Annotated in this window: 25 protein-coding genes and 1 tRNA gene; 12 read left to right on the forward strand and 14 right to left on the reverse strand. The window is 69.3% G+C overall.

Going from position 1 to position 22,487, the window contains the following annotated elements:
- Positions 1-67 precede the first annotated feature (67 nt).
- Positions 68-991: a cation diffusion facilitator family transporter gene (locus ACFFQA_RS13340; RefSeq protein ID WP_377852118.1), complete on the forward strand. Its 924-nt coding sequence runs from the start codon at positions 68-70 to the stop codon at positions 989-991.
- On the opposite strand, the gene ACFFQA_RS13345 is transcribed toward ACFFQA_RS13340, so the two are convergent.
- The 5 genes from ACFFQA_RS13345 to ACFFQA_RS13365 all read right to left on the reverse strand — a co-directional run bounded on the left by ACFFQA_RS13345 (position 980) and on the right by ACFFQA_RS13365 (position 6,575).
- On the reverse strand, positions 980-1,381 hold the full coding sequence (locus tag ACFFQA_RS13345; RefSeq protein ID WP_377852119.1) for a Pvc16 family protein: 402 nt from the start codon (positions 1,379-1,381) through the stop codon (positions 980-982). The two genes, ACFFQA_RS13340 and ACFFQA_RS13345, sit on opposite strands and share 12 nt — an antisense overlap.
- 31 nt (positions 1,382-1,412) lie before the next feature.
- Positions 1,413-2,036, reverse strand: coding sequence for a response regulator transcription factor (locus ACFFQA_RS13350; protein ID WP_377852120.1), 624 nt, complete (start codon positions 2,034-2,036; stop codon positions 1,413-1,415).
- A 121-nt stretch (positions 2,037-2,157) separates the two neighbouring features.
- A complete protein-coding gene (locus ACFFQA_RS13355) occupies positions 2,158-2,796 on the reverse strand; it encodes a response regulator (RefSeq protein WP_377852122.1) in 639 nt (212 codons plus the stop codon).
- 2 nt (positions 2,797-2,798) lie between these two features.
- A complete protein-coding gene (locus ACFFQA_RS13360; RefSeq protein WP_377852123.1) occupies positions 2,799-5,048 on the reverse strand; it encodes a histidine kinase in 2,250 nt (749 codons plus the stop codon).
- 87 nt (positions 5,049-5,135) lie between these two features.
- The gene (locus ACFFQA_RS13365; protein WP_377852124.1) at positions 5,136-6,575 is read right to left on the reverse strand and encodes an APC family permease; all 1,440 of its coding nucleotides are present in this window, start codon (positions 6,573-6,575) and stop codon (positions 5,136-5,138) included.
- Between the two features lie 148 nt (positions 6,576-6,723).
- Between ACFFQA_RS13365 and ACFFQA_RS13370 the strand changes: the two genes are divergently transcribed.
- Positions 6,724-7,890 carry an ROK family transcriptional regulator gene (locus ACFFQA_RS13370; RefSeq protein ID WP_377852284.1) on the forward strand — a complete coding sequence of 389 codons (1,167 nt, stop codon included), beginning with the start codon at positions 6,724-6,726 and terminating at the stop codon, positions 7,888-7,890.
- On the opposite strand, the gene ACFFQA_RS13375 is transcribed toward ACFFQA_RS13370, so the two are convergent.
- The 3 genes from ACFFQA_RS13375 to ACFFQA_RS13385 form a co-directional block, all read right to left on the reverse strand.
- Entirely contained in the window at positions 7,891-8,205 is a 315-nt protein-coding gene (locus tag ACFFQA_RS13375; protein WP_377852126.1) for a nucleotide pyrophosphohydrolase, read from the reverse strand.
- A 62-nt stretch (positions 8,206-8,267) separates the two neighbouring features.
- Positions 8,268-9,008, reverse strand: coding sequence for an ABC transporter permease (locus ACFFQA_RS13380; RefSeq protein ID WP_377852128.1), 741 nt, complete (start codon positions 9,006-9,008; stop codon positions 8,268-8,270).
- A gap of 18 nt (positions 9,009-9,026) precedes the next feature.
- Positions 9,027-9,935, reverse strand: coding sequence for an ABC transporter ATP-binding protein (locus ACFFQA_RS13385; RefSeq protein WP_377852129.1), 909 nt, complete (start codon positions 9,933-9,935; stop codon positions 9,027-9,029).
- Positions 9,936-10,134: 199 nt separating this feature from the next.
- Here ACFFQA_RS13385 and ACFFQA_RS13390 point away from each other — a divergent pair, with 199 nt between their 5' ends.
- The 8 genes from ACFFQA_RS13390 (at position 10,135) to ACFFQA_RS13425 (ending at position 17,724) form a co-directional block, all read left to right on the forward strand.
- Complete coding sequence (locus tag ACFFQA_RS13390; protein WP_377852131.1) at positions 10,135-12,150, forward strand: sensor histidine kinase; 2,016 nt, start codon at positions 10,135-10,137, stop codon at positions 12,148-12,150.
- Positions 12,102-12,761, forward strand: a complete 660-nt coding sequence (locus ACFFQA_RS13395; RefSeq protein ID WP_377852132.1) for a response regulator transcription factor — start codon at positions 12,102-12,104, stop codon at positions 12,759-12,761. Before ACFFQA_RS13390 ends, ACFFQA_RS13395 begins: the two co-directional genes overlap by 49 nt.
- A 110-nt stretch (positions 12,762-12,871) precedes the next feature.
- Positions 12,872-13,639, forward strand: coding sequence for an SDR family oxidoreductase (locus tag ACFFQA_RS13400; RefSeq protein WP_377852133.1), 768 nt, complete (start codon positions 12,872-12,874; stop codon positions 13,637-13,639).
- A gap of 100 nt (positions 13,640-13,739) precedes the next feature.
- A complete protein-coding gene (locus tag ACFFQA_RS13405) occupies positions 13,740-13,973 on the forward strand; it encodes a hypothetical protein (protein WP_377852134.1) in 234 nt (77 codons plus the stop codon).
- A gap of 60 nt (positions 13,974-14,033) precedes the next feature.
- The gene (locus tag ACFFQA_RS13410) at positions 14,034-15,185 is read left to right on the forward strand and encodes a sensor histidine kinase (RefSeq protein WP_377852135.1); all 1,152 of its coding nucleotides are present in this window, start codon (positions 14,034-14,036) and stop codon (positions 15,183-15,185) included.
- Entirely contained in the window at positions 15,182-15,862 is a 681-nt protein-coding gene (locus ACFFQA_RS13415) for a response regulator (RefSeq protein WP_377852136.1), read from the forward strand. Before ACFFQA_RS13410 ends, ACFFQA_RS13415 begins: the two co-directional genes overlap by 4 nt.
- Before the next feature lie 9 nt (positions 15,863-15,871).
- Entirely contained in the window at positions 15,872-17,089 is a 1,218-nt protein-coding gene (locus ACFFQA_RS13420; RefSeq protein WP_377852137.1) for a sensor histidine kinase, read from the forward strand.
- Positions 17,080-17,724 (forward strand): response regulator transcription factor, encoded by a 645-nt coding sequence (locus ACFFQA_RS13425; protein ID WP_377852138.1) that lies wholly within the window; start codon positions 17,080-17,082, stop codon positions 17,722-17,724. Before ACFFQA_RS13420 ends, ACFFQA_RS13425 begins: the two co-directional genes overlap by 10 nt.
- On the opposite strand, the gene ACFFQA_RS13430 is transcribed toward ACFFQA_RS13425, so the two are convergent.
- The 4 genes from ACFFQA_RS13430 to ACFFQA_RS13445 all read right to left on the reverse strand — a co-directional run bounded on the left by ACFFQA_RS13430 (position 17,709) and on the right by ACFFQA_RS13445 (position 20,475).
- Positions 17,709-18,365, reverse strand: a complete 657-nt coding sequence (locus ACFFQA_RS13430) for a DedA family protein (RefSeq protein ID WP_377852285.1) — start codon at positions 18,363-18,365, stop codon at positions 17,709-17,711. The genes ACFFQA_RS13425 and ACFFQA_RS13430 overlap by 16 nt on opposite strands.
- Before the next feature lie 267 nt (positions 18,366-18,632).
- Entirely contained in the window at positions 18,633-18,812 is a 180-nt protein-coding gene (locus ACFFQA_RS13435; RefSeq protein ID WP_377852286.1) for a DUF6355 family natural product biosynthesis protein, read from the reverse strand.
- Between the two features lie 595 nt (positions 18,813-19,407).
- Complete coding sequence (locus ACFFQA_RS13440) at positions 19,408-20,046, reverse strand: hypothetical protein (RefSeq protein ID WP_377852139.1); 639 nt, start codon at positions 20,044-20,046, stop codon at positions 19,408-19,410.
- Between the two features lie 355 nt (positions 20,047-20,401).
- Positions 20,402-20,475: transfer RNA gene (locus ACFFQA_RS13445), tRNA-Leu, on the reverse strand.
- A 160-nt stretch (positions 20,476-20,635) separates the two neighbouring features.
- Here ACFFQA_RS13445 and ACFFQA_RS13450 point away from each other — a divergent pair.
- Positions 20,636-20,857 carry a DUF3618 domain-containing protein gene (locus ACFFQA_RS13450; RefSeq protein ID WP_377852140.1) on the forward strand — a complete coding sequence of 74 codons (222 nt, stop codon included), beginning with the start codon at positions 20,636-20,638 and terminating at the stop codon, positions 20,855-20,857.
- A gap of 11 nt (positions 20,858-20,868) precedes the next feature.
- Here ACFFQA_RS13450 and ACFFQA_RS13455 read toward each other — a convergent pair whose 3' ends face one another.
- Positions 20,869-21,474, reverse strand: a complete 606-nt coding sequence (locus ACFFQA_RS13455) for a TetR/AcrR family transcriptional regulator (RefSeq protein ID WP_377852142.1) — start codon at positions 21,472-21,474, stop codon at positions 20,869-20,871.
- 80 nt (positions 21,475-21,554) lie between these two features.
- A complete protein-coding gene (locus ACFFQA_RS13460) occupies positions 21,555-21,896 on the reverse strand; it encodes a hypothetical protein (protein ID WP_377852143.1) in 342 nt (113 codons plus the stop codon).
- A gap of 202 nt (positions 21,897-22,098) precedes the next feature.
- Here ACFFQA_RS13460 and ACFFQA_RS13465 point away from each other — a divergent pair, with 202 nt between their 5' ends.
- On the forward strand, positions 22,099-22,476 hold the full coding sequence (locus ACFFQA_RS13465; RefSeq protein WP_377852144.1) for a hypothetical protein: 378 nt from the start codon (positions 22,099-22,101) through the stop codon (positions 22,474-22,476).
- The last annotated feature ends 11 nt before the right edge of the window (positions 22,477-22,487 follow it).

Here is a 22,487-nt window from a genome sequence, read left to right on the forward strand (position 1 = left end):
GGTGTGCCCCAGGGCACGATTGCTCATATGCGCATCTCGCTATATGTTCGTGGTGAGAGGAGGTCCGATGGGACACGGACATGGGCACGGCATCGCGGCGAACAACCCCGAGAGCGCGTCGGCCAAGCACCTCAACCGGCTGCTGGTCGCGGCGGGGCTCGGCCTGTTCACCCTGGTCGCGCAGGTGGTGGTGGGACTGAGCACGTCTTCGCTCGCGCTGCTGTCGGACTCCGCGCACGTGTTCACCGACGTCCTGGGCATCATCCTCGCCGTCGTCGCCATCCTGCTCGCCCGCGGGGCCCGCAGCTCCGCCAGCCGCACCTTCGGCATGTACCGCGCCGAGGTGCTCGCCGCGCTGGCCAACACGCTGTTGCTGTTCGGAGTGGCGATCGGGGTGCTGATCGAGGCGATCGACCGGTTGGGCGCGCCGCCGGAGGTGCCGGGGCTGCCGGTCACCCTCGTCGCGCTCGTCGGGCTCGCGGCGAACGTGATCGCGTTCTTCCTGCTCCAGGCAGGGGCGAAGGAGAGCATCAACGTCCGCGGCGCCTACCTGGAGGTCATGGCGGACATGATCGGATCGATCGGGGTGCTGGTGAGCGGCCTGGTCACGATCTTCTTCGGCTGGCGGTACGCCGACCCGGTGATCGGCGTCGCGATCGGGCTGTTCGTGCTGCCGCGGGCCTACGTGCTCGGCCGCAACGCGCTGCGCATCCTCTTCCAGCACGCGCCGGAGCGGGTCGACGTCGCCTCGGTGCAGGCGGACCTGGTGAAGCTGCCCGGGGTCGTCGAGGTGCACGACCTGCACGTGTGGACGCTGACCTCCGGCATGGAGGTGGCCTCGGCGCACCTGATCACCGAGCCCGGCATGGAGCACACCGAGGTGTTGCTCGCCGCGCAGCGGCTGCTGGCCGAGAACTACCACATCGAGCACGCCACGCTTCAGGTCGAGCCCGCGGACTGCGCGACGCCGTGCCGGGAACTAGCTTGGTGAACCCGGCGCGCTGACCGCGATCACGAAGGCCGCGCGGGCGGGCATGCCCAGGGCGCTCCACAGGTCGCCACCGCCTGGATCGGCAAGGCGCACAACGGTGTCGGCGGCCAGCTCCGGTGACGCGGTCAGAGTCCGCAGCGCGCGGTCGAGGAGGCGGTGTTCTCGTTCGATGTCCTCCGCCCGCGCGGTCACCAGGTAGCTGAGTTCGCGACGCCCCACCCCGGGCAGGGAGGGGTCGTCGCGCAGCTGGAAGAGGAACAGGTGCACGGTGGGCCGGGGATGGGGTTCGGCCAGCCAGCTCGGGGTCGGCGGGTCGAAACGCACGAGGGTCCCGCGCGACAAGGTCTCCCGCAGCGCCGCGCGGAGCGCCTCGTCCACTTCGCTGATCACCCGGGGACCCCCGCCCCGAGCCGGCCGGCGGTCAAATCAGCCCCTCCCGCAACGCGAACGCGACCGCGTGCGGGCGGTTGCGCAGCTGGAAGCGGCTGATGATGTCGTGCAGGATGCTCTTCACCGTCCGCTGCGAGTAGTTCAGCCGCTCGGAGATCTCCCTGGTGTCCAGCCCGTCGGCCACCATGCGCAGCACCTCCGTCTCCCTCGGCGTCATCCCGGTGACCGTCCCGCCCCTCCGGGACCCCGGCCGCCGCAACCGGGACATCCGCTGGATCAGCCTGCCGAGCAGCTCCGGCGGCAGGGTGCTCTCCCCGCTCGCCGCCGCCACCACCAGGCGCAGCAACGCCTCCGGGGTCGCCTCGGCCCTTCGGAGCACCCCGCAGACCCCGACCTCGACCGCCGTCAGCAACTCCGCCTCGTCGAACTCCGACGCCACCAGCACCAGCTTGGTGAGCCCCCGGTACCTCAGCTCCCGCAGCACCTGCGAGCTGCGTGCGTCCGTGCGGTCGGTGACCACCATGGCCACCGCGTCCGGCCGCGCTTCCTCGACGCTGACGAACCGGACCTCCTGTCGTGGGCCCAGCGCGGCGGCCACACCCGCGCGGGAGATGCCGTCCGTCGCATGCAGCAGCAGCGATAGCCGTTCGGTCATCAACGTGCTCACTTCTTCGATCCCCCTAGATCGACCCTGCCTTGGTTCGCCTCACCAGAGTGGACCGGAGGGTGTCCCGGGCACATGGGACCGCGAGTCCCGTCTTTGCCCGGAGGGGCCGCTACAGCCCGGCCTCGCGGGCGCGCATGATCGCCTGCGCCCGGTCGGCCACGTGCAGCTTGCTGAAGATGTTGGACACGTGGTTGCGCACCGTCTTCGGGCTGATCACCAGCTGCCGCGCGATCGCGGGGTTGCTCTCGCCCTGCGCGATCAGCGACAGCACCTCGCGCTCCCGCGAGGTCAGCTCCGGGAACGCCTCCACCGGCTGGGCCGGGGTGCTGCCGAAGAACCCGAGCAGCCGGGTCGCCACCGCCGGGCCGAAGATCGCCTCGCCCTGGCCGACCGCGCGGATCGCCCGGACGATCTCGTCCTCACCCGCGCCCTTGAGCAGGTAGCCGCGGGCGCCCGCGCGCATCGCCGCGAACACCGACTGGTCGTCGTCGAACATGGTCAGCACCAGCACCCCGATGTGCGGGCTGGTACGGGTGATCCGCCTGCTCGCCTCGACCCCGTTGAAGTCGGGCATGTTCAGGTCCATCACCACCACGTCCGGCTGCAGCGACGCCGCGAGCGACACCGCGGCCGTTCCCGTCGCGGCTTCGCCGACCACCTCGATCTCCGGCACCGTCGACAACATCGCGCACAGCCCGTACCGGAACAGCGGATGATCATCGACAACCAGGACGCGCATCGGCTCCATCCTCAGGCTCCCCCTTCTGACAACGGCAGGCGGGCGAGCACGCGGGTCCCGCGTCCCTCCGCCGGCTCCACAACGCAGCTCCCGCCCAGCTCCAGGGCGCGCTCCCGCATCGAGTGCAGCCCGACCCCGTCGCGGTAGCGGGACGGCAGCCCGACCCCGTCGTCGGTGACCTCCAAGGCGAGGTGACCGTCCAGCCCCAGCCGGACCGAGCAGCGCCGTGCCCTGGAGTGTCGCGCCACGTTGGTCAGCGCCTCGCACACGATCCGGTACGCGGCGACCTCGACAGCGGCGGGCAGAGCGGGCAGCTCCGGTGGCAGGTCGATCTCCACGCGCAACGGCCCGAGGCGCCCCGCGAGCGTGTTCGCGTGCTCCCGCACCGCCGTCACCAGCCCCAGCTGGTCCAGCACGGGCGGCCTCAGCTCGTTGGCGACGCGGCGGATCTCACCGATGGCGTTCTGCAGGTCGTCTTCGAGGCGGTGCAGCATCTCCTTGGCGGCAGGGGGATTCGTGGCCAGCAACCGCCGTGACGCCTGGAGGCCCAACGTGGCCGCGGCGAGCGTCGGGCCGACCCCGTCGTGCAGGTCGTGCAGCAGCCGCCGTCGCTCCTCCTCGCGCGCCTGCACGATCTGCGCGCGGCTGCGGGCCAGGTCGGTGGTCAGGCGCGCGGTGTGCACGATCGCTCCCGCGTGCCGCGCGATGTCCGCGAGCACCCCGCGGTCCTTGCGGTTGAACCGTTCGCGAGGAGCCTGCGCCACGACAAGATCACCGAGCACTTCGCCCTGGTATCTCAGGGGAAGCCGCGTCAACTGGCCCACCGGCGTGCCGAACACGGCGACCTGCTCGGAGTCCTCGCCACGCCGTAGCTCGATCGCCGCATAGGGGAGCCGTAGTGCCTGGCCGACCGTCTCCACCACGGCCTGCACGGTCTCCTGCGGTGTCTTCGTGCCCTGGAGCCGGTCGGAGAGCACCGAGACAACGCGATAGGGGTCCTGGCGCGCGCCGAACAACCGCTGGTTGATCACCGCGTGCACCCGGTCGCGCAGCGGCAGGATCAGCGCGGCGGCCACACCCGCCGCAATCGCCTGGTGCCACAAGCTGTTCAGCCCTGGCAACGTCGCCGACAGCATGCCGACGATCACCGCGTAGCCCGCGCCGACACAGGCGGACAAGCTCGCGTACGCCAGTGACCGGCTGACGACGACCTCGATGTTCAGCGCGTGGTAGCGCAGAACCGCGGCGGCGAGAGCGAGCGGCGCGGGCATGAACGCGACCGGGTACAGCTCCCGTGGCAGCAGCGGGGTTCCCTGCGCCATCTCCGGGAGCACCCAGAGCAGCACGTACAGCAGCGACGCGCCGCCGAGAGTCGCGGCCAGCCATCGCAGTCGCTGTTGTGCGAGCGCGTCCTCGCAGGTGCGATAGCGGTACAGCAGCATGCCGAAGACCATTGCGGGGTAAAAGAAGACCAGTAGCCGCACCGGTGCTCCGACCAGCTCCCAACGGGCGAGCGGCGTCACCGCCCACGGCAGCCGCATCGCGACGTCCGCCGCGTACAACAGCACCGGGCCGAGGTAGGCGAGCACCACCCAGCGCGGTCGCATCGGCCCGGTCAGCGCCGTCGGGAAGGACAGCGCGAAGTGCAGGATCGAGCTCCACAGCAGCGCGAACCCGGCCTGTGCGAGGTACCAGCGCCAGAACTGCGTTCCCGCGACGAGGTCGAGCGCCTCCAGCTTGAAGTAGCCGCTGCCCGCGCTGCAGAAGTGCGAGGTCATCGCGATCAGCAGGGACGCGCGGGCGGCCGGGTCCCGTGGCCGGTTGGCGAAGACGAACAGCGCGACGCTGATGATGATCGAGATGAGCAGCACCATCGGCCACTGGTGGGCGAGCGCGGCCACCACGGGGAAGCGCACGAGCGGGACCGAGACCTCGACGCGCTCGCCGCCGCGCAGCACCACGTAGGTCAGCCGGTCCCCGACGGCGGGGGAGAGTGCGCCGGGCCGGATGTCCTCGGCCAGCACCCTGCCGCCGATCGAGACCACCTCGTCGCCCGCGCGCAGCAGTCCGTCGGCGCGCCCCTGCTGCACGACGACCTTTCCACCGCTGAACGCCACGTCGCCGACGTTGACGACGGTGCCGTCCGACGGTGCCGCGGTCCGGGACCAGAAGCACAGCACGCTGAGCACGAGCAGGACCAGGGAAGCGGCCGCCAGCGGCACGGTGCTTTTCCGATCCCCCCGATCGTCGAGGGCGACCACCCGCTCAGTGTGCCGTCGATACCCTGCCCCGGTCACGGGAGTAGGTGTCCCGAATGGGGCAGGACATCGTCACGACTTCCTGGGCGCCTACGGCTCGGTCAGGAACTCCTCGCGGATCTCCTTGGGGCCGAACGGCCACGAGCCCTCGCGACGGGCCCAGACCAGGAACGCGACCACGCCGAGCGCCACCCAGCCGAGGGACAGCATGAACTGGTTGATGCCGGTGCCCGGGATCTCCTGCTGGCCGGAGTGCAGGTAGACGAAGCCCCAGCCGAGCAGGGCGATGACGCACGGGATCGGGTAGAGCCACTGGCGGTACGGCCGCGCGAGGTCCGGCTGCCGCCGCCGCAGCACGATCAGCGCGAGCACCTGGGCGATCGACTGCACCAGCACGAACACCGCCGTCAGCATCGCGATCACGGTGGTGAGGTCGAACAGCGAGCCGAGCGCGGTGACCACGCCCATCGCCAGCAGGCCGACGTGCGGGAAGTGCAGCCGCGGGTGCAGCTTGCCGAACCACGACAGGAACACCCCGTCCTTCGCGGCGTTGTAGGGCACCCGGGAGCCGCCGAGCAGCCCGGCGAAGATCGACGCGAACGCGGTCACCACCACGAGCACGGTGAGCACCTGCGCGGCGGCGGCACCCCAGTTGTGCTCGACGACGGTGGAGGCGATCGGGCCGGGCTTGGCGGCCTCCTCCCACGGCAGCACGCCGAGGATGCCCACCTGCAGCACGAAGTACAGCGCCATGATGCCCAGGATCGACAGCACGATGGAGCGCGGGATGTTGCGGCCGGGGTCGCTGATCTCCGCGCCGAGGTAGGCGCTGGTGTTGTAGCCGAGGTAGTCGTAGATGGCGATCATCAGGCCCGCGCCGAGGCCGAGCCAGAACGAGCCGCCGTCCAGGGAGAACGTCCCCGGGGTGAAGGTGAAGGCCAGTTCCGGGTGCCAGTTCGAGTACGCGGCGATGATCACGGCGAACACCGAGACGAGCATGACGCCGAACAGGACCGTGGTGAGCCGGGTGATCTCGCCGATCCTGCGGTAGAGCATCAGCACGACCAGCGCCACGACACCGATGCCGACGGCGTGACCGGTGAAGGTGGTGGCGCCGTCCGCGTCGACCAGGCCTGGCACCAGGTACCCGAGGTAGGTGACGAGGCCGATCACCCCGGTGGACATGATCAACGGGATGAACAGCATCGCCGTCCACGCGAACAGGAACGGCATCAGCCTGCCGGTGCGGTACTGGAACGCCTCGCGCAGGTAGAGGTAGGTCCCGCCGGCGCCGGGCATGGCCGCGCCGAGCTCCGCCCAGACCAGCCCGTCGGCCAGCACGATCACCGCGCCGATCAGCCAGCCGAACATGGCCTGCGGGCCGTTCATCGCCGCGATCATGCCGGGGATGGTGATGAACGGCCCGATGCCGCACATCTGGGTCATGTTGATCCCGGTGGCCTGGAGCAGTCCGATCCGGCGCTCGAAGCCTCCGTCCGGGGAGGGTGCGGGTGGGGTGACACCGGCCACGGGAACCTCCTGGTCGAATTTGGAAAACTTCTTAACATAGGCTGGGGGTGAAGGGAATCCTCTGCTCGGCCGCCGCGCTGAATAGACTTCCGTGGTTCTCGGACGAAGGCAGGTCGCCTTGACCCCTCCCCTCGGCACCCCGTCGAGCATGCGCACGCTCAACCAGCGAGCCGTGCTGGACCGGCTGCGTCACGTCGGACCGGCCACCAGGCCGCAGATCGCGAAGGACACCGGGCTGTCGAAGCCGACGGTCGGTCAGGCCCTGCTCGGCCTGGAGGAGGCGGGACTCGTCCGCGCCGCCGGGCGCACCTCGGCCGGACCGGGCCGCTCGGCCGTGGTCTACGAGGCCGACCCCACCGCGGGGCACGTGCTCGTCGTGGACATCGGCCGCCAGCGGTTGCGGCTGGCCGCGGTCGACCTCACCGGCGCCGTCGTCGCCCGCCGCGACGAGCGAAACCGTTGCCGCTCAGCCAGTTCGCTGGTGCGCACGGTCCGCCAGCTCGCGGAGGAGCTGCTCGACGGGGCCGGGCTGTCGCTGGACTCCGTTATCACCAAGGTCGTCGGCAGCCCCGGCGTCCCCGACAGCGGCAACCGAGCACTGCAACACGCCCCGAACCTGCCGGGCTGGGGGCGCAAAGGCCTGCTCGACGAGCTGGAAGCGGAGCTCGGCGCGGGCCTGATGGTGGAGAACGACGCCAACCTCGCGGCGCTGGGCGAACGCGAGCAGGGCGCGGCGCGCGGTGCGAACTCCTTCGTGCTGATCACCGTGGGCACCGGCCTCGGCATGGGCATCGTGGTGGACGGCAAGCTGTTCCGCGGCGCGCACGGAGCCGCGGGCGAGATCGGCTACCTGCCCTACGGCCGCTTCGACGAGGCGATGCTGCTGAAGGGCGGGCTCACCCCGCCGCCGGGCGGCATGCTCGAACGGGTCTCCGCGGCGAGCTCGGTGGTCGAGCTCGCGGCGGCCTTCGGCATGGCCGAGCCGGACAGCGCCCGCGAGGTCTTCGACGCCGCCCGCGCCGGAGACGGCCAGGCACTGCGCGCGGTGGAGCTGGTCGCGGTCCGGCTGGCCTTCGGGGTCGCGGCGGTGACCGCCGTGATCGACCCGGAGCTGGTGGTGCTCGGCGGCGGCGTCGGCCGCAACGGCGACCTGCTGCTCGAACCGCTCCAGCGGGCGCTGCACGGCTTCACCCCGTTGGTGCCCTCCATCGTCGAGGGCGAGCTCGGTGAGGACGCCGTGCTCTCCGGGGCGATCGCGGTCGGGCTCAGCAAAGCGCAGCAGCTGGTTTTCGACCGCCACCTCGGCAGTGCCTGATCAGGCGGGGAACCGCTGCTCGTTCCGGTCCATCTTGGCGTGCGCGGCGGCGAGCAGATCGATGCCGCTCGCGTTCGCCAGCTGCATCAGGTAGAGGAAGACGTCGGCGGCCTCGTCGGCGAGCCGCTGCTTCAGCGGGCCCTCCGCGAGGCCTTCGGTGATCTCCGCGTCGCTGAGCCACTGCAGCTCGGCGACGACCTCACCCGCCTCGCCGGCCAACGCCATCGCGAGGTTCTTCGGCGTGTGGAACGGTTCCCAGTTCCTGGCGGCGGCGAAGGCGCGCAGGCGTGCGGAGAGTTCGGCGAGCTCGGACATGCCGCCACCGTAGACAGGCCGAACCCCGGCCCGAGCGCGGGCCGGGGTTCACGCGGGCTCCGCTACTCCCAGCGGAACCAGCGGGCCGCCACCAAGCCGGCGAGCACCGTGAAGCCCAGCATCACCAGCAGGTGCAGCGGCTGCGGCCACGCCCCCTCCCAGGCCGCCTTGATCGCCTGGCTGCCCGCGCCGAGCGGGCTGAACGAGGCGATCCCACGCAGGAGCTCCGGCATGACCGGCCCCGGCGTCCACAGACCGGCCAGGAACGCCACCGGGAAGAACAACAGCGAGCCGATCCCGGAGGCGAGACGGCCGGTCCTGGCGAGCGCGGCGATCATGAGCCCGATCGCGAACACCGAGGTCGTCGCGAGCAGCAGCGCAAGCGCGAACCCGAGCGCGTTGGCTGGCATCGGCAACGCGAACCCGATGCCGCCAACGGCCAGCAGCAGGCCGACGGCGACCAGCGCCATCAACAGGTGCGTCACGAGCTGCGCGGTCAGCAGCAGTCCGGGCCGCACGGGCGTCGTGGCCAGCCTGCGCAGCACTCCCTTCTCGCGGTAGGAGGCCAGCACAGTCGGTAACGAGCTCAGCGCCAGCATCGCCAGCGAGGTGGCGATCAGGGCGGGCACGTACACGTCGATGAAGCGTTCCCCGTCGAGGTCCGGGTTGGGCGCGGCGAAGGACGGGATCGATCCGAAGATCACCAGGAGCAGGGTCGGCAGCGCGATGCCGAAAAGCACGGTCATGGGCTCGCGCAGGAAGAGCCGGAGCTCGACGACGGTGATGCGGGCGAGGCGGGTCATGGTGTTCTCTCCGGTTTCTCAGCCGACCAGCTTGCGGCCGGTCAGCGCCAGGAAGGCGTCGTCGAGGGTGGTGTGCTCCACGCGCAGGTCGGTGGGGGTGACGCCGACCGCGCTGAGCGCGGAGGAGACCTGGGTGAGCAGGTCGCCGGTGCCGGTGACCAGCACCTGGGGGCCGGTCCTGCGCGCCGATGTCACGCAGGGCAGCGCGGTGAGCACGGCGGTGTCCAGCGGGCCGGACACCCGGAACCGCAGCCGCAGCTCCGCGTCGACCCGCGCGATCAGCCCGGTGGGGCTGTCGGTGGCGACCACCCGGCCCGCGTCGATCAGCGAGAGCCGGTCGCAGAGGTACTCGGCTTCCTCCATGAAGTGGGTGACCAGCAGGACGGTCACGCCGCGGTCCCGGACGCGCTGGACCACCTCCCAGGTGTCCCGGCGGGCCTGCGGGTCCAGTCCGGTCGTCAGCTCGTCGAGCACGGCGACCTCGGGGTTGCCGACCAGCGCCAGGGCGATGGACAACCGCTGCTTCTGGCCGCCGGAGAGCTTGCGGAAGGCGGTGTCGGCCTTGTCCGCGATACCGAGCTGGTCCAGCAGCTCCCGCCAGTCGGCGGGGTCGGGGTAGAAGGAGCTGTAGAGCTCCAGCGCCTCGCGCACCCGCATCCGCTCCGGCAGCTCGCTCTGCTGCAACTGCACGCCGACCCGCGCCGTGAGCCGGTCACGGTCCCGGACCGGGTCCAGGCCCAGCACGGAGATCGTGCCGCCGTCGGGCCGGCGCAGGCCGATCACGGACTCCACGGTGGTGGTCTTCCCCGCGCCGTTCGGGCCGAGGATGCCGAAGATCTCGCCCCGCTCGACGCTGAAGGACACGTCGTGCACGGCTACCTTGCCGGGATAGCGCTTGTGCAGGTTGGTGACCTCGATGACCGGCATCTCGCCCGCCCCTTTCGACTGTGCTGCGGTGACGGGAAGAACGCTATGGACCGCGACGCCTTGCCAGAATCCGTCTGGCTCCCGAGTGGGGGTGGGCCTAGCACCACCCCACCGGGGCCCTGGGCGCAGTGCGCGGATGAGGTGCCGGGCCGCAGACTTGTCCGCGTTGTGGTTGGTGTCGAACAGTCAGGAGCGGTCCATGGTGCGCAGGTACGCCGTCGCGATGGCACGAGGAGTCGCGCTCGCGGGCGTCGCGCTGCTCGGGTTGGCGGCGTGGATCGTGACACTGCTGGCGCTGCTCACGCTCATGGTCGGTCTTGTCATCACGTACATGCCCGCCGTGAAGCACACCCGCTTCGTGCCCCGGCTCGCCAGGCGCCTCGCGGGCAGGTGGTCCACAGTGGACATACCGGATCCGTACCGGCCCGAACCGGAACCCGCCCAGCCCGGCGAGGACGGCTGGTACCGCGACGGGAACCAGCTCTACAAGACCGGTTGGTGGCTGAACTACCAGCGCAGGCTGACGTGGTACGCCGAGGACCCCGCCACTGGGCGCGACTGGCTCTGGATGCTCACCAACGGAGTCGTCGGACTGGTGCTCGGTCTGCTGCCGGCCGCCGCGTTCGGCTACGGGCTGTTCGGCATCGCCGCGCCCTGGCTGCCGTCCGGAACCCATTGGTACGCAGGCATTCCGCTCGGCTCTCTCCAGTGGGCCTCGGTCCCGGCCGGCCTCGCGATCGCGGCGACCGGAGTGCTCGTCGCGCCCTGGCTGGTCCGGCTGCACGGCAGGTGGACCAAGGTGCTGCTCGGCCGCCGTCGCGAGCGCGGCCCCAGGTCGAAGCCTCGCGTGTGGCTGGCCGACCGGCTCACCGCGATCGGTCACGGAGCGGTCATCACCGCGTTCGGCGTGCTGGGCTTCCTGCTGTTCCTCGCCCACCTCCTCGGGATCGTGCTCTTCACCTTCCTCGGTCTCAGCGGTCTGGCGTGGGCGCCGTTGGTGGAGGCCGGTCGTTCCCTGCCCAACCTCGTCCGCACCAAGGTCAAGGAGGTGCTCGGCGAGCCGATCCCCGATCCCTACCTTCCGGAGCCCGGCCTGCCCCGGCCGCGCCCCGACGGCATGTACCTGGCCGGTCGCACCCTGCACCGCAGCGCGGGCCCGGTGATCCGTCACGAGCGCTGGAAATGGGTCATGTCCGACCGAGCCACCTGGAGGGACATCGCGTGGATGGCGGCGAACACCGTGGTGAGCCTGCTGCCGCTCCTGCCTGCGATCCTCGCCTGCATCGGCGTGTTCGGTCTGGTGTTCCCGTGGTTCTGGGAGCCGCTGATCGCCTACTTCTTCGACGCGACACCGAAACCCGGGTACACCGTCGCCGACCTGCTCGCGCCGAAGGCGACCCTGCTCGGTCACCTGCCCGGTGTCGTCGAGCCGGTCCTCGGCGTGCTGCTGACGACGCTCGCCCTGGTGATCGCCCCGTGGTTCGTCCGGACCTACGCGAGGTGGAACGGGGTGCTGCTCGCTCCCACCCAGGCGGCGCTGCTCGCCAAGCGGGTCCAGGCGCTGACGACGTCCAGGGCCGAGGCGTCCGACGCCCAGGCGGCCGAACTGCGCCGCATCGAGCGGGACCTGCACGACGGCGCCCAGGCCCGTCTGGTCGCGATGGGCCTGAAGCTCGGTGCAGCCGAAGCCCTGATCGAACGGGACCCCGCCGCGGCCAAAGCCCTGGTCGCCCAGGTCCGCGAGGCGTCCTCGGTGGCCCTGCGCGAACTCCGCGACCTCGTCCGCGGCATCCATCCACCGGTGCTCGCCGAACGCGGCCTGGTCGACGCCGTCCGTGCGCTGGCCCTGGACAGCGCGCTCGACGTCGAGGTCAGCGGCACGCTCACCGGCCGGCTGGAGGCGCCGGTCGAGTCCGCGGCGTACTTCGGCGTGTCCGAGACGTTGGCCAACGTCGCCAAGCACGCCGACGCGGTCCGCGTGTCGATCGCACTCGACCACGACGGCGACCGACTCCGGATCACCGTCACCGATGACGGGCACGGCGGAGCGGACCCGGAGCGGGGTAGCGGGATGCGGGGAATCGAACGCAGGTTGGCGACATTCGACGGTACGTTCACCGTCGACAGCCCGAGGGGCGGGCCGACCAAGGTGATGATGGAGCTGCCGTGCGTGTTGTCCTCGCTGAAGACCTCTACCTCCTTCGAGACGGCCTGACGCACCTGTTGCAGGCGCACGGGTTCGAGATCGTGGCGGCGGTGGAGAGCGGCCCGGAGCTTCAGCACGCGCTCACCGAACTCCGCCCGGACGTGGCCGTCGTGGACGTCCGGCTGCCGCCGACCTTCACCGACGAGGGCCTCCAGGCGGCGCTGACCGCCCGCCGCGCCGTCCCCGGCTTGCCCGTTCTCGTACTGTCCCAACACGTCGAGCAGCTCTACGCCAGAGAGCTGCTCGCGGACGGCACGGGCGCCATCGGATACCTGTTGAAGGACAGGGTGTTCAACGCCGAGCAGTTCGTCGACGCCGTCCGCCGGGTCGCCAGGGGCGGCACGGTGATGGACCCAGAGGTCATCTCGAAGCTGTTGGCCAGCAACGCCCGCAACGAACCCATCGGTCAGCTGACCGCCCGCGAACGGGAGGTGCTGGAACTGATGGCCGAGGGCCGCTCCAACGCCGCCATCGCGCAGCGGTTGTTCATCAGTGAAGGCGCCATCGGCAAGCACACCGCGAGCATCTTCACCAAGCTCGGCCTCACACCCTCCGACGACGACAACCGCCGCGTGCTGGCGGTCCTCGCCTACCTCAACGGCTCGCTCCGGCCCCGCTAGCTGCGCACCTACCCGGACGTCCTGGGCTAACGCCAAGGTATGTACTTACCAGCAGTAAGCCTGGCGGCTAGCGTGCGCTCGACACCGAGTCCCGTTCGAAGGGGAGCACCATGGTCGAGTCACGCCCGGTCGCCTTGATCACCGGAGCCGGAAGGGGAATCGGCGCGGCCATCGCCCGCGATCTCGGCTCCCGCGGCTACCACGTCGTGGTCAACTACCGCAGCGACGCGGAGGCAGCCAGGGTCACGGTGCGCTCGATCACCGACGCCGGTGGCACCGCGCAGGCGATCGCGGCGGACATCCGCGACGCGGACCAGGTGACCGCGTTGGTGGAGACGGTTCTCGCCGAGGCGGGTCGAGTCGACGCGTTGGTGTGCAACGCCAACATCCAGCCGCCGTTCCTGGACCTCCAATCGCTGTCGTGGCAGGTGTTCCTGGACAAGGTGGGTGGCGAGCTGGCGAGTGCCTTTCACGCCACCCAGCAGGTTCTCCCGTCGATGCGGGAGCGCGGTCGGGGTCGGATCGTGTACATCTCCAGCAGTGTCACGAGTAAGGCCGGACCAACCTTGCTCGCGCACGGCGCTGCCAAGACCGCACTGGAGGCGTTGATGCGCAACGTCGCCGCCGACGCGGGCCGGTCGGGCATCACGGTGAACGCGGTCGCGCCCGGAGCGGTCGACACCGACGCCACGGTCGGGGTGCTCCCGGCTGAATACCGTCAGCATCTCGCCGGTCGGTCAGTACTCGGCCGCATGATGGCTCCCGAGGACATCGCCCGCGTTGTCGGGCTTGTCCTGGATGACGGATTCGCGGCGGTGACCGGCCAGGTCATCCTGGTGGACGCCGGATTCGACATCCTCGAGCCCACACCCGTCTAGCGCTGGCGTCGTCACGGATCTCCACCCGTGTCTCCACCCGTGGGAGGTCCAACTCCACAGTGCTCCCGCCCTAGCTTTCTCACCGGAGAAAGGGGAAGAGATGGAGCACGTGATGGAGTTCTACCTGATGCGGGTCGGCATCATCGCCGCAGTTGTCGTAGGGCTGGTGATTCTGGGCATCGTCCTCCTGGTGGTGTTGAAGAAGCTGGGGTTGCTGGGGCAGGCGAAGTCCGTTGTCGAGCCGGTGTTGCGGCGAAGCACCCGTGACACCGGCGTCAAGGGCGCGGTGGCCAAGGTGGTGCTCGACCGCCTCGATGACTCCCACCGTCGGTAGCCGCGGCGAGCCGCCAACCGCGTGGCCGGTGATACTGGCCGGAAGCGGAGGTGTGTGCTGATGGCTGGGCTGGTGGCACGACTACGGCTTGCTGAGCGGCTCGCACCCGGTTGGCTCGTCGTCCAGGTGCTGGGCACATTGGTGCTGATCGCGACGGTCGGCACCGCGAAGCCGACGCCGATGTGGGTGTGGCTGCTGTACGTGTCGAGCCTCGCCTGCTGGCTGCTGTGGCTGGTGGTGGATTCGTGGTTGCCGCGAACCTCCCTCCTGTTGTTGGTGGCGGCGTCGGCGCTGCCCGCCTTGGCTGTCGGTGCGAGCACCGACAGCACCGCCTTGATCATGCTGTGCGTGGTCCTGGGGCGGTTGGCCACGCTGTCCACGGTGAGCGCCGCCGTGATCGTTGCGGTGACCTTCCTCAACGCCGTTGTGGTCGTCGCCAGCTCGCTCGCCTTCGGTGGCTCGGCGAGCCTGGCCTTCGGTAGTGCGGTCGCCTGCGTGTTCGTGATGTTGGTGGGCATGCACCCTCGTCACTACGAGCTCCAAGCCGTCCGCTCCCGCGAGCTGTTGGAGCAGACCCGCCTCGCCCAGCAGGAGCACGCCCGCGCGGCCGCTCTGGACGAACGTGCCCGCATCGCCAGGGAGCTGCACGACGTTCTCGCGCATTCCCTTGGGGCGCTTGGCGTTCAGTTGGAGGTGGCCGAGGTTCTGCTCACCGACAAGGGCGACGTCGCGGGCGCGGTGGAGCGCGTGCGCCGGTCCCGTCGGCTGGCCGCGGAAGGGCTCGCCGAGGCCCGCCGTGCGGTCGCTGCACTGCGAGCCGATGTGGCTCCACTGGCCGAGGCGGTGGCCGAGCTCGCGGAGCAGCACCGCACGAACCACGCCGTGGACATCGACGTGATCACCGAAGGTGAGCCACGATTCATCTCCTCGGCTGCCACTGTCGCCCTGCTGGGTACGGTGCGTGAGGCATTGACCAATGCGGCCAAGCATGCGCCGGGCGCATCCGTCACACTCGCCCTGAGCTACCAGGTCACGGGTATTCGGGTCGACGTGCGCAACGCACCACCGAATCGGGTGGTCGTTGCCGGTGACGAGGTGGGTGGCTTCGGCCTCACCGGAATGCGTGAGCGAGTCGCTTTGGTCGGTGGCACTCTCGCAACGACGCCGACGGACGACGGCGGTTGGCTGGTGACAGTGGAGGTCCCGGAGTGAGTGAGCCGATCCGGGTGGTCGTGGTCGACGACCAGCAGATCATGCGCGAGGGATTGGTGGCGTTGCTGGACCTCCTTGACGACGTTGAGGTGGTGGGGAACGCGGGCAACGGTCGCCAGGCGTTGGAGCTGCTGAACGAGACCTCCGCCGACGTCGTGCTGATGGACCTGCGGATGCCGGTCATGAACGGTGCCGAGGCGACACGCCTCATCACCGAACGGCATCCCGACGTCGCCGTGCTGGTGCTCACTACCTATGACGACGACGAATCGATTGCCTCCGCCCTGAGCGCGGGTGCACGTGGGTACCTCACCAAGGAAGCCGGTCGCGCCGAGATCGCGACTGCTCTCCGCGCGGTGACAGCGGGACAGTCCACTTTCGACGTTGCGGTGTCCAAGCGGTTGGTGGCCGCGTTCGCCGGAGGCACCGAGGCAGCGGCGACCAGGCGGCCCGCGGACGGACTGACCCCTCGTGAGGCTGAGGTGCTCGCTCTGATCGCGCGCGGACTGAGCAACAGCGAGATCGCGAAGGAGCTGTACATCGGTGAAGCCACAGTGAAAACGCACATCAACAACGCGTTCGCGAAGATCGGTGCGCGCAATCGAGCGGACGCCGTGCGGTACGCCTACCGGCATGGCCTCGACGCAAGAGGAGCAGGCGAACCCGGGCTCGGTTAGCCTCGGTGCGTGGGGGTTGACTCGATCGGCTGGAGGGCGAAGCCCGAAGGGATCCGCGCGTGGGGACCGGTGACGGTCGGCGTGCTGCTTGGGCTGCCGATGGCGTTGGTGGACCTCGGGTTCCTGCTGTGGGCTTTGGTCGTGTCCTTGCCCGGGCTGGTGTGGCAGGGGGCCCGGCGCACAACCAGAAGAATGGTCCTTGCCCAGGCACGTGCCCTGGTGCGGCTGGAGCGCCGACGGCTGGTGCTGTGGTGCGCAGCGGAACCGGGAAGGGACAACGACGGTCCGAGGGCCCTGCGCTACCTCATCGCGCGTGCCCCCATCGGCCTGCTCGGCGGCCTCGTTGTGATTATCGGTTATTGGTACGGCCTCAGCTTCCTGCTGCTGTACCTGTACGTCCCACCGGGTTCTCCGTTGGAAGGCAGTGTCGGCTGGGCTGTGAAAGCAGACCCCCGCGACGCCACCAACGCGTTTTACATGATCGCCCTGGCCTTGTTGGGGCTCGCCGGTATGTATGTCACTGCCCTGTTCACTTTCGCCCAGGCCGCCGTCGAGCGGTGGTTGTTGCGGAGGCTTCTCGGCCCGAGCGCGGTCGAGGTGCTGGAACGCCGGGTCACTCAGCTCTCGGCGAGTCGCGCCGAGATTGTGAAGGCCGTCAACGACGAGCGCCGTCGCATCGAACGAGACCTGCACGACGGTGTTCAACAACGCCTCGTCGCGCTCGGAATGTTGCTGGGCAGGGTTCGTCGTGGCACGGACCCGGACAACGCGCAGGAGCTGCTGCGCCAGGCGCATGAGGAGTCGCAGCAGGCGTTGACCGACCTGCGCGAAGTGGCGTGGCGGGTGTACCCGAGCGCCCTCGACGACTTGGGCCTCGAGGAGGTGCTCACCGCGCTCGCCGAGCGGTCCGAGGTGCCCGTGCGGATGCACTACCGGTTGGAGGAACGGCTCGTCTCCCCGGTCGAGGCGGTCGTGTACTTCGTCGTGTTCGAGGCGGTGACCAACGCCGTCAAGCATTCGACTGCCTCCTGCATCGAGGTCCACATTGGACGAATTGGGGATGAGATCGTGGTCATCGTCGGTGACGACGGAACGGGTGGAGCCGATCCGGCCGGCCGCGGGTTGAGCGGTCTTGCCGGTCGGGTCGCCGCACTGGACGGCGAGTTCGTGTTGCGCAGTCCCGCAGGAGGGCCGACGGAGATCCGGGTGATGCTGCCGTGCGCGTGATCCTCGCCGAGGACTCGGCGTTGTTGCGGGAAGGACTTGTCCGCCTGCTGGCCGAGGAGGGCCACGAAGTGCTGGCAGCGGTTGGAGACGCCGCCGAGCTCCTCGCCTATGTCCGGCGCGAGCAACCGGACGTTGTCGTGGTGGATGTCCGAATGCCCCCGACACACACCGACGAGGGGTTGCGCGCCGCGTTGGAAATTCGGCGGACCTGGCCCTCAGTGGGTGTTCTCGTGCTGTCGCAGTACGTGGAGAAGCGGTACGCCACCGAACTGCTCAGCGCCGATTCCGAAGGAGTCGGATACCTGTTGAAGGACCGGGTGGTCCAGGTAGGCGAGTTCCTTGACGCGTTGCAGCGCGTCGCCGAAGGTGGCGCTGCGTTCGACCCGGAGGTGGTCCGGCAGCTGCTGTCCCGGACCACCCACGTCGATCCGTTGGGGCGGTTGACGACCAGGGAACGTGACGTGCTCGGCAGGATGGCGCAGGGACACACGAACAATACGATCGCCGAGCAGCTACACGTTTCCCGGAGCGCGGTGGAGAAGCACGTCAACGCCATTTTCGAGAAGCTGGACCTCTCGCACGCGACGGGCTACAGCCGCCGCGTGCTCGCCGTGCTGCGTTACCTGGGCTCCTGAACCCGTCTGCGCTTCATCGTCCGCGTCACCACGAACCAGATCACTGCGAGCACGACGGCACCGGCCACGCCCTTGGACAGGATTCCCGCGTACTGCTCGACCAGACTCCAGTTCTCGCCGAGTGCGTATCCGGCGAGCACGAACGCGGTGTTCCAGATCAGGCTGCCCAGGGTGGTGAAAAGCAGGAAGGTGGGAATCCGCATCCGTTCGACCCCGGCTGGGACAGAGATGAAGCTGCGAAAGATCGGGATCATCCGTCCGAAGAACACCGCCTTCACCCCGTGCCGCGCGAACCACGCCTCGGTGCGGTCGATGTCGGAGACCTTGACCAGCGGGAGCTTCGCGGCGATCGCGCGGGTGCGCTCACGGCCGAGCAGCGCCCCCACCGCGTAGAGGACCACGGCGCCGACCACAGACCCCAGGGTGGTCCACAGGATCGCGCCCAGCAGGCTGAGGCTCCCCTTGCTCGCGGTGAAGCCCGCCAGCGGCAGGATCACCTCGCTGGGTAACGGCGGGAACAGATTTTCCAGCGCGATGGCCAGGCCGGCGCCTGGTCCGCCCAGCGCCTCCATCAGACCGATGGCCCAACCGGTGATGCCGTCGGGGTCGGGGCTGGTCGCCAACTCCATGACTTCGTCGATCACGATGACGACGTTAGGTACCCGGCGGTCTCGCGTCGCTGAGGAAGACCAGCTACTTCGAGGTGGACGACCGCAGTAAAACCTTGAAGAAGACCTCAGTGCGTCCCGAGCCTTGCCCAGTCAGACTGAGCAAGGAGCAAGAGCGGATGGTCTCGGTGGCGGACTACTGGCTCCCCTTCAAAAATCTGACCGCGAAGCAGAGGTGTGTGGCGCGCGGATCACGAACCGCACACCTCCTGAGAGAAGTACTCAGCAACCTGGCCTGACCTACCAGGCGTTGCTGATGAACCGGTCGGCCACAGAGCCGTCCTCAAGATTGGTCACGCCCGGACCAACGCAACGGTCCTTCTCCGCACGGCTGGCGATGACCCAGCGGACACGGATGGTGGTGGATCCGGGACCGCAGTGGTTGTACTTGGCGTAACCGTCACGACGCCAACGCCACAGTTCATTCGCGCGGTGTGCTCAGAACCCTGCTCAAGGGGAGCGGCAGTGGCAGCAGACGCGTTGACCGGGCTGCCACTCAAGGTCAGCACGCCGAGGGCGAGAGCAGTGAGTACGCGGTTCTCCGCATTGTGCGGAGATCTCCCGACCTGTCACCGCATGTGGCGGTGGTCATCTAAGGAGTCGGCACTCAATGCCGGCTCACCACCGGGTAAACGTCTGCGAGGGACAGCGGTCGCATCGCTCGACGGAGTGAGAACAGGAGGCTTATGACGAACTTCAGGACGCAAGGTCGCTCTTCGGCCTTTGGAGCACGCGCTCGACATCCCGGATAAGCGTGGGGAGCTCAGCGGGCACAACTGGCCGTCAGGACAACGGCGATGAGTGGCGTGATGAGCCAGCCAGGCTCGGGCTGCGCTTCAACCACGAGTACTTGTCGCCACGGCCGGCCGAGAACCGGTGTGACGCGCTGTGGACCTAACGCGTCAGCACAAGAACCAGGAAGTGACCACTCAGGGACAAGAGTTGGTGATCAAGGCGGTCGGACTTCGGAGAAGGACCTGACCACAATGTCCGCTCATAGCCGAATAGCGTGCGTTCATTCCGGGTACTGGCGGCCTCGGGAGGGTTCGATCTCAAGTCGTGCGGTTGCGCCCCCGGTGATCTGGTGGCGCTGGGTGATGGCGTGGTCGAGCTGCTTGGCCAGCCGCGGGATGGTGGTCGAGCTCAGATAGTTGTCGGCGCCCGCGTCGAGCATGCGGCGAACCGGGCCGTGATAGCTGACCCCGAGGACGTCGTCCTCGATCTCGGCGATGATGACGCGGGCCTTCGGGAACATCAACCGGAGGCTTCCGATCAACTGCGGGCTGGTCGGCGGCACCAGCAGCACCTCGGCGGTCGTCGGCGCCGCGTGCAGGTCCAGCACGATGTAATCCGCACCGAGCTCGGCGGACAGCGACGCCCGGGCCGAGGCCGACAGCTTCATCGCGGTGGCGACGACTGTCACGTTGTCGTAGTCCATCAGTGGTTGTTCGGCGGTCTCGTCTGGCGAGCCGGGCTCAATGATGGCCCCAGATAGCGCGCCGCGCGTGCTGGAGATCGCCGCGACCGGATCGCCGTCCCGCGTGATGATCAGGTCCTCGCCGGGCGCGAGGGCGTCGATGAGTTCCACGACGTCCTCGGGCAGGCGCGTCACGTCGATCCGCCACGCTGCCGGGGCGGCGCGTTCGCCGGTCATGAGACGCGGACCGAGCGCAGGGCGGCGACGGCAAGAGCCTGTTGGGTGCCGCGGGCCTGGACCAGCCGGTCCGGCTCGACTCCCACGGCGGACACAGTCGACGATGTCGTCGTCATGAACTCGATCTCCCCCCACCTGGCCGGATCACCGTCTGACGCTCGTCCTGCGGGAGACGGCATCCGTCAAGACGCTCGGCGGCAGTGCTGGGTTGCCCGGCGGCGAAGTAGCCGCTGAGCGAGCGCTGCGCAGCGGCACCTTCGATGACCGGACCCGACCGCGCTTGGCACGATCAGGCACCGGGGTGGTTCGGGCTGCGTCACATTTCGATCATGAAAACGCTGGAGAGTGACCTGCGTGGGGCCGGTGGGACTCGAACCCACACTGGCACGGACCTAAACCGTGTGCCTCTGCCAATTGGGCTACGGCCCCCAGGGTGCACAGCCTATAGGGCGTCGTCGGGCTCGATCGCGGGCTGTTCGGAAACGTCGTTACCAAAAATTCGACCGGCTGTTGGGCGTGCCGGTGTCGGGTTGCCCCGAGACGCTGACTACCGTGTTGGGCCGGAGTGTGTCGTGAGCGAGGAGGAGCCGTGGCCCGCGACCCGGACACCATTGAGCGCGAGATCGAGCAGGCGCGAGACGCGCTCGCTACCACGTTGGACCAGCTGAGTGTGCGTGCGCACCCGAAGCGCTTCGTGGAGACCGGCTCGGAGGCCGTGCGTCACAAGCTCGACGACCCCAAGATCAAGCTGCCCTTGATCGGGTTCGGCGTGCTCGTCGCGTTGACGCTGGTGCGCAGGCTGTTCCGCTAAACGGCGGGCTGTCAGCGCAGCAGGGGCATCAGGGCCTCGTCGACCAGTCGGTCGATGTAGGTCGGATCCGCGGGCTCACCGATCAGCATCAGCCGATGGGTGAGCGCCGCTCCGGCCAGCTCGACGACGATTCCGTGCGGGGCGTCGGCCCGGACCTCGCCACGCACGGTGCCCGCCTCCAGGATCCTGCGCAGCATCGCCCGCTGTGAGCTGAGGAACCCGGCGCGGAAGGCAGTTGCCAGCTCGGGCTCGTGCGGCAGCTCGCCGACCAGAGCCTGTGCCGCCTTGCCGATCGGTCCGGTCAGCAGCGTGGCGTAGGTGGAGAGGAACTCGCGCAGGTCGCCGGCGACAGTTCCGGTGTCCGGCTGCGGGATGTTGCGGCTGACCAGCTCATGACAGGTGTCGATGACCAGTTCGAGCTTGGACTCCCAGCGGCGGTAGATGGTCGCCTTGCCCGCACGTGCACGTGCGGCGACGGCGTCCATGGTCAACGCGCGGTATCCGACATCCGCCATGACCTCCAGCGTCGCCCTGCGCAGCGCGTCGTCCCGGCTGGCGTCGCGGGGTCTTCCCCGCTGGGCTGTCCTGGGCTCTCCCGCCTGGGGCGCTGTGGCCACCATGCCTCCCTGTGACCGGTGCGGCCGTGTGCCCGCCCACCAATCCTAGGCGCGGCGCATTGCCCGTGCGGGGGCGGTGCTCAGCCTGCGGCGCTCGCGGGTTCCTCGGGGTCGGTCCCGGCTTCCGTAGGGGCCGAGTCGGGCGCGCCTGCCTCGGCGGGGCCGGCCGAGTAGCTCGTGGTCATGCCGTGCCGGGCGGTCAGATAGGCGGTGGTGAAGGCGAAGGCGTCGCCTTCGAGAAGGTGCACGACGGTCCGCTGCTTCTTGCCGGTGAGGATCTTCTCGACGATCTGGTCCGCGCTGTCCCGTGCCGCGATCAGACCCGGCGCGTGCGCGGTCGTGCTCTCCGGGCCCGCGTCGACTGTGATGGTCCAGTCGTCACCGTCGGGAACGTAGTTGATCGTGATCGGTGTGCTGTCCATGTGCGCCTCCCCGTGGGCCTGGTCCCATGGTGCGAGAGGGTTGGCGACTCCGCATGACGAGATCGGCCGAGATGTCACTCGGACGGACCGCTCAGTCACGAACGTGTGTGAGTTCTTGGCGGCCCGTAACGACTTCGGCCCCTAAACGGACATTCCAGGTAGCAGGGGTCCGTTCTGCGCGGAGTTGGTCAGGAGGGTCGGCGTGCGCCTACTGGGTTCGGTGGTGGTCGCCTTCGTTCTCGCGTGTGCGACCCCGGCCTTCGCGGGCGCCGCGCAGAGCCCGGACTGTGGTGTCGCCGCGGTCCTCGGTCTCGGTTCTGCGGAGTGCCAGCCCGCTCAGCCGTCCGTGCCGATGCCGAAGACCGCGTGCCCGCCGACGTCGTCAACGGTCGCCCAGTACTTCGTCAGCGACGACTTCACCTCCGGGTCGGCCACCTCCGAGGTGGAGACGGTCACCACGTTGTCCGCGCCGCCCGTCGACCGCGACCGCGGCGAACCGGCTCCCACGCTCGCCATCGGCTTGGCGCTGCTGGCCGTCGCCGGAGTCGGCGCGGTCGCGGTGCGGATCGTCCGGGACTGAGCCGGGGCGGC

Origin of the sequence: Allokutzneria oryzae (assembly GCF_042429765.1) — a bacterium.
Classification (GTDB): Bacteria; Actinomycetota; Actinomycetes; order Mycobacteriales; family Pseudonocardiaceae; genus Allokutzneria; species Allokutzneria oryzae.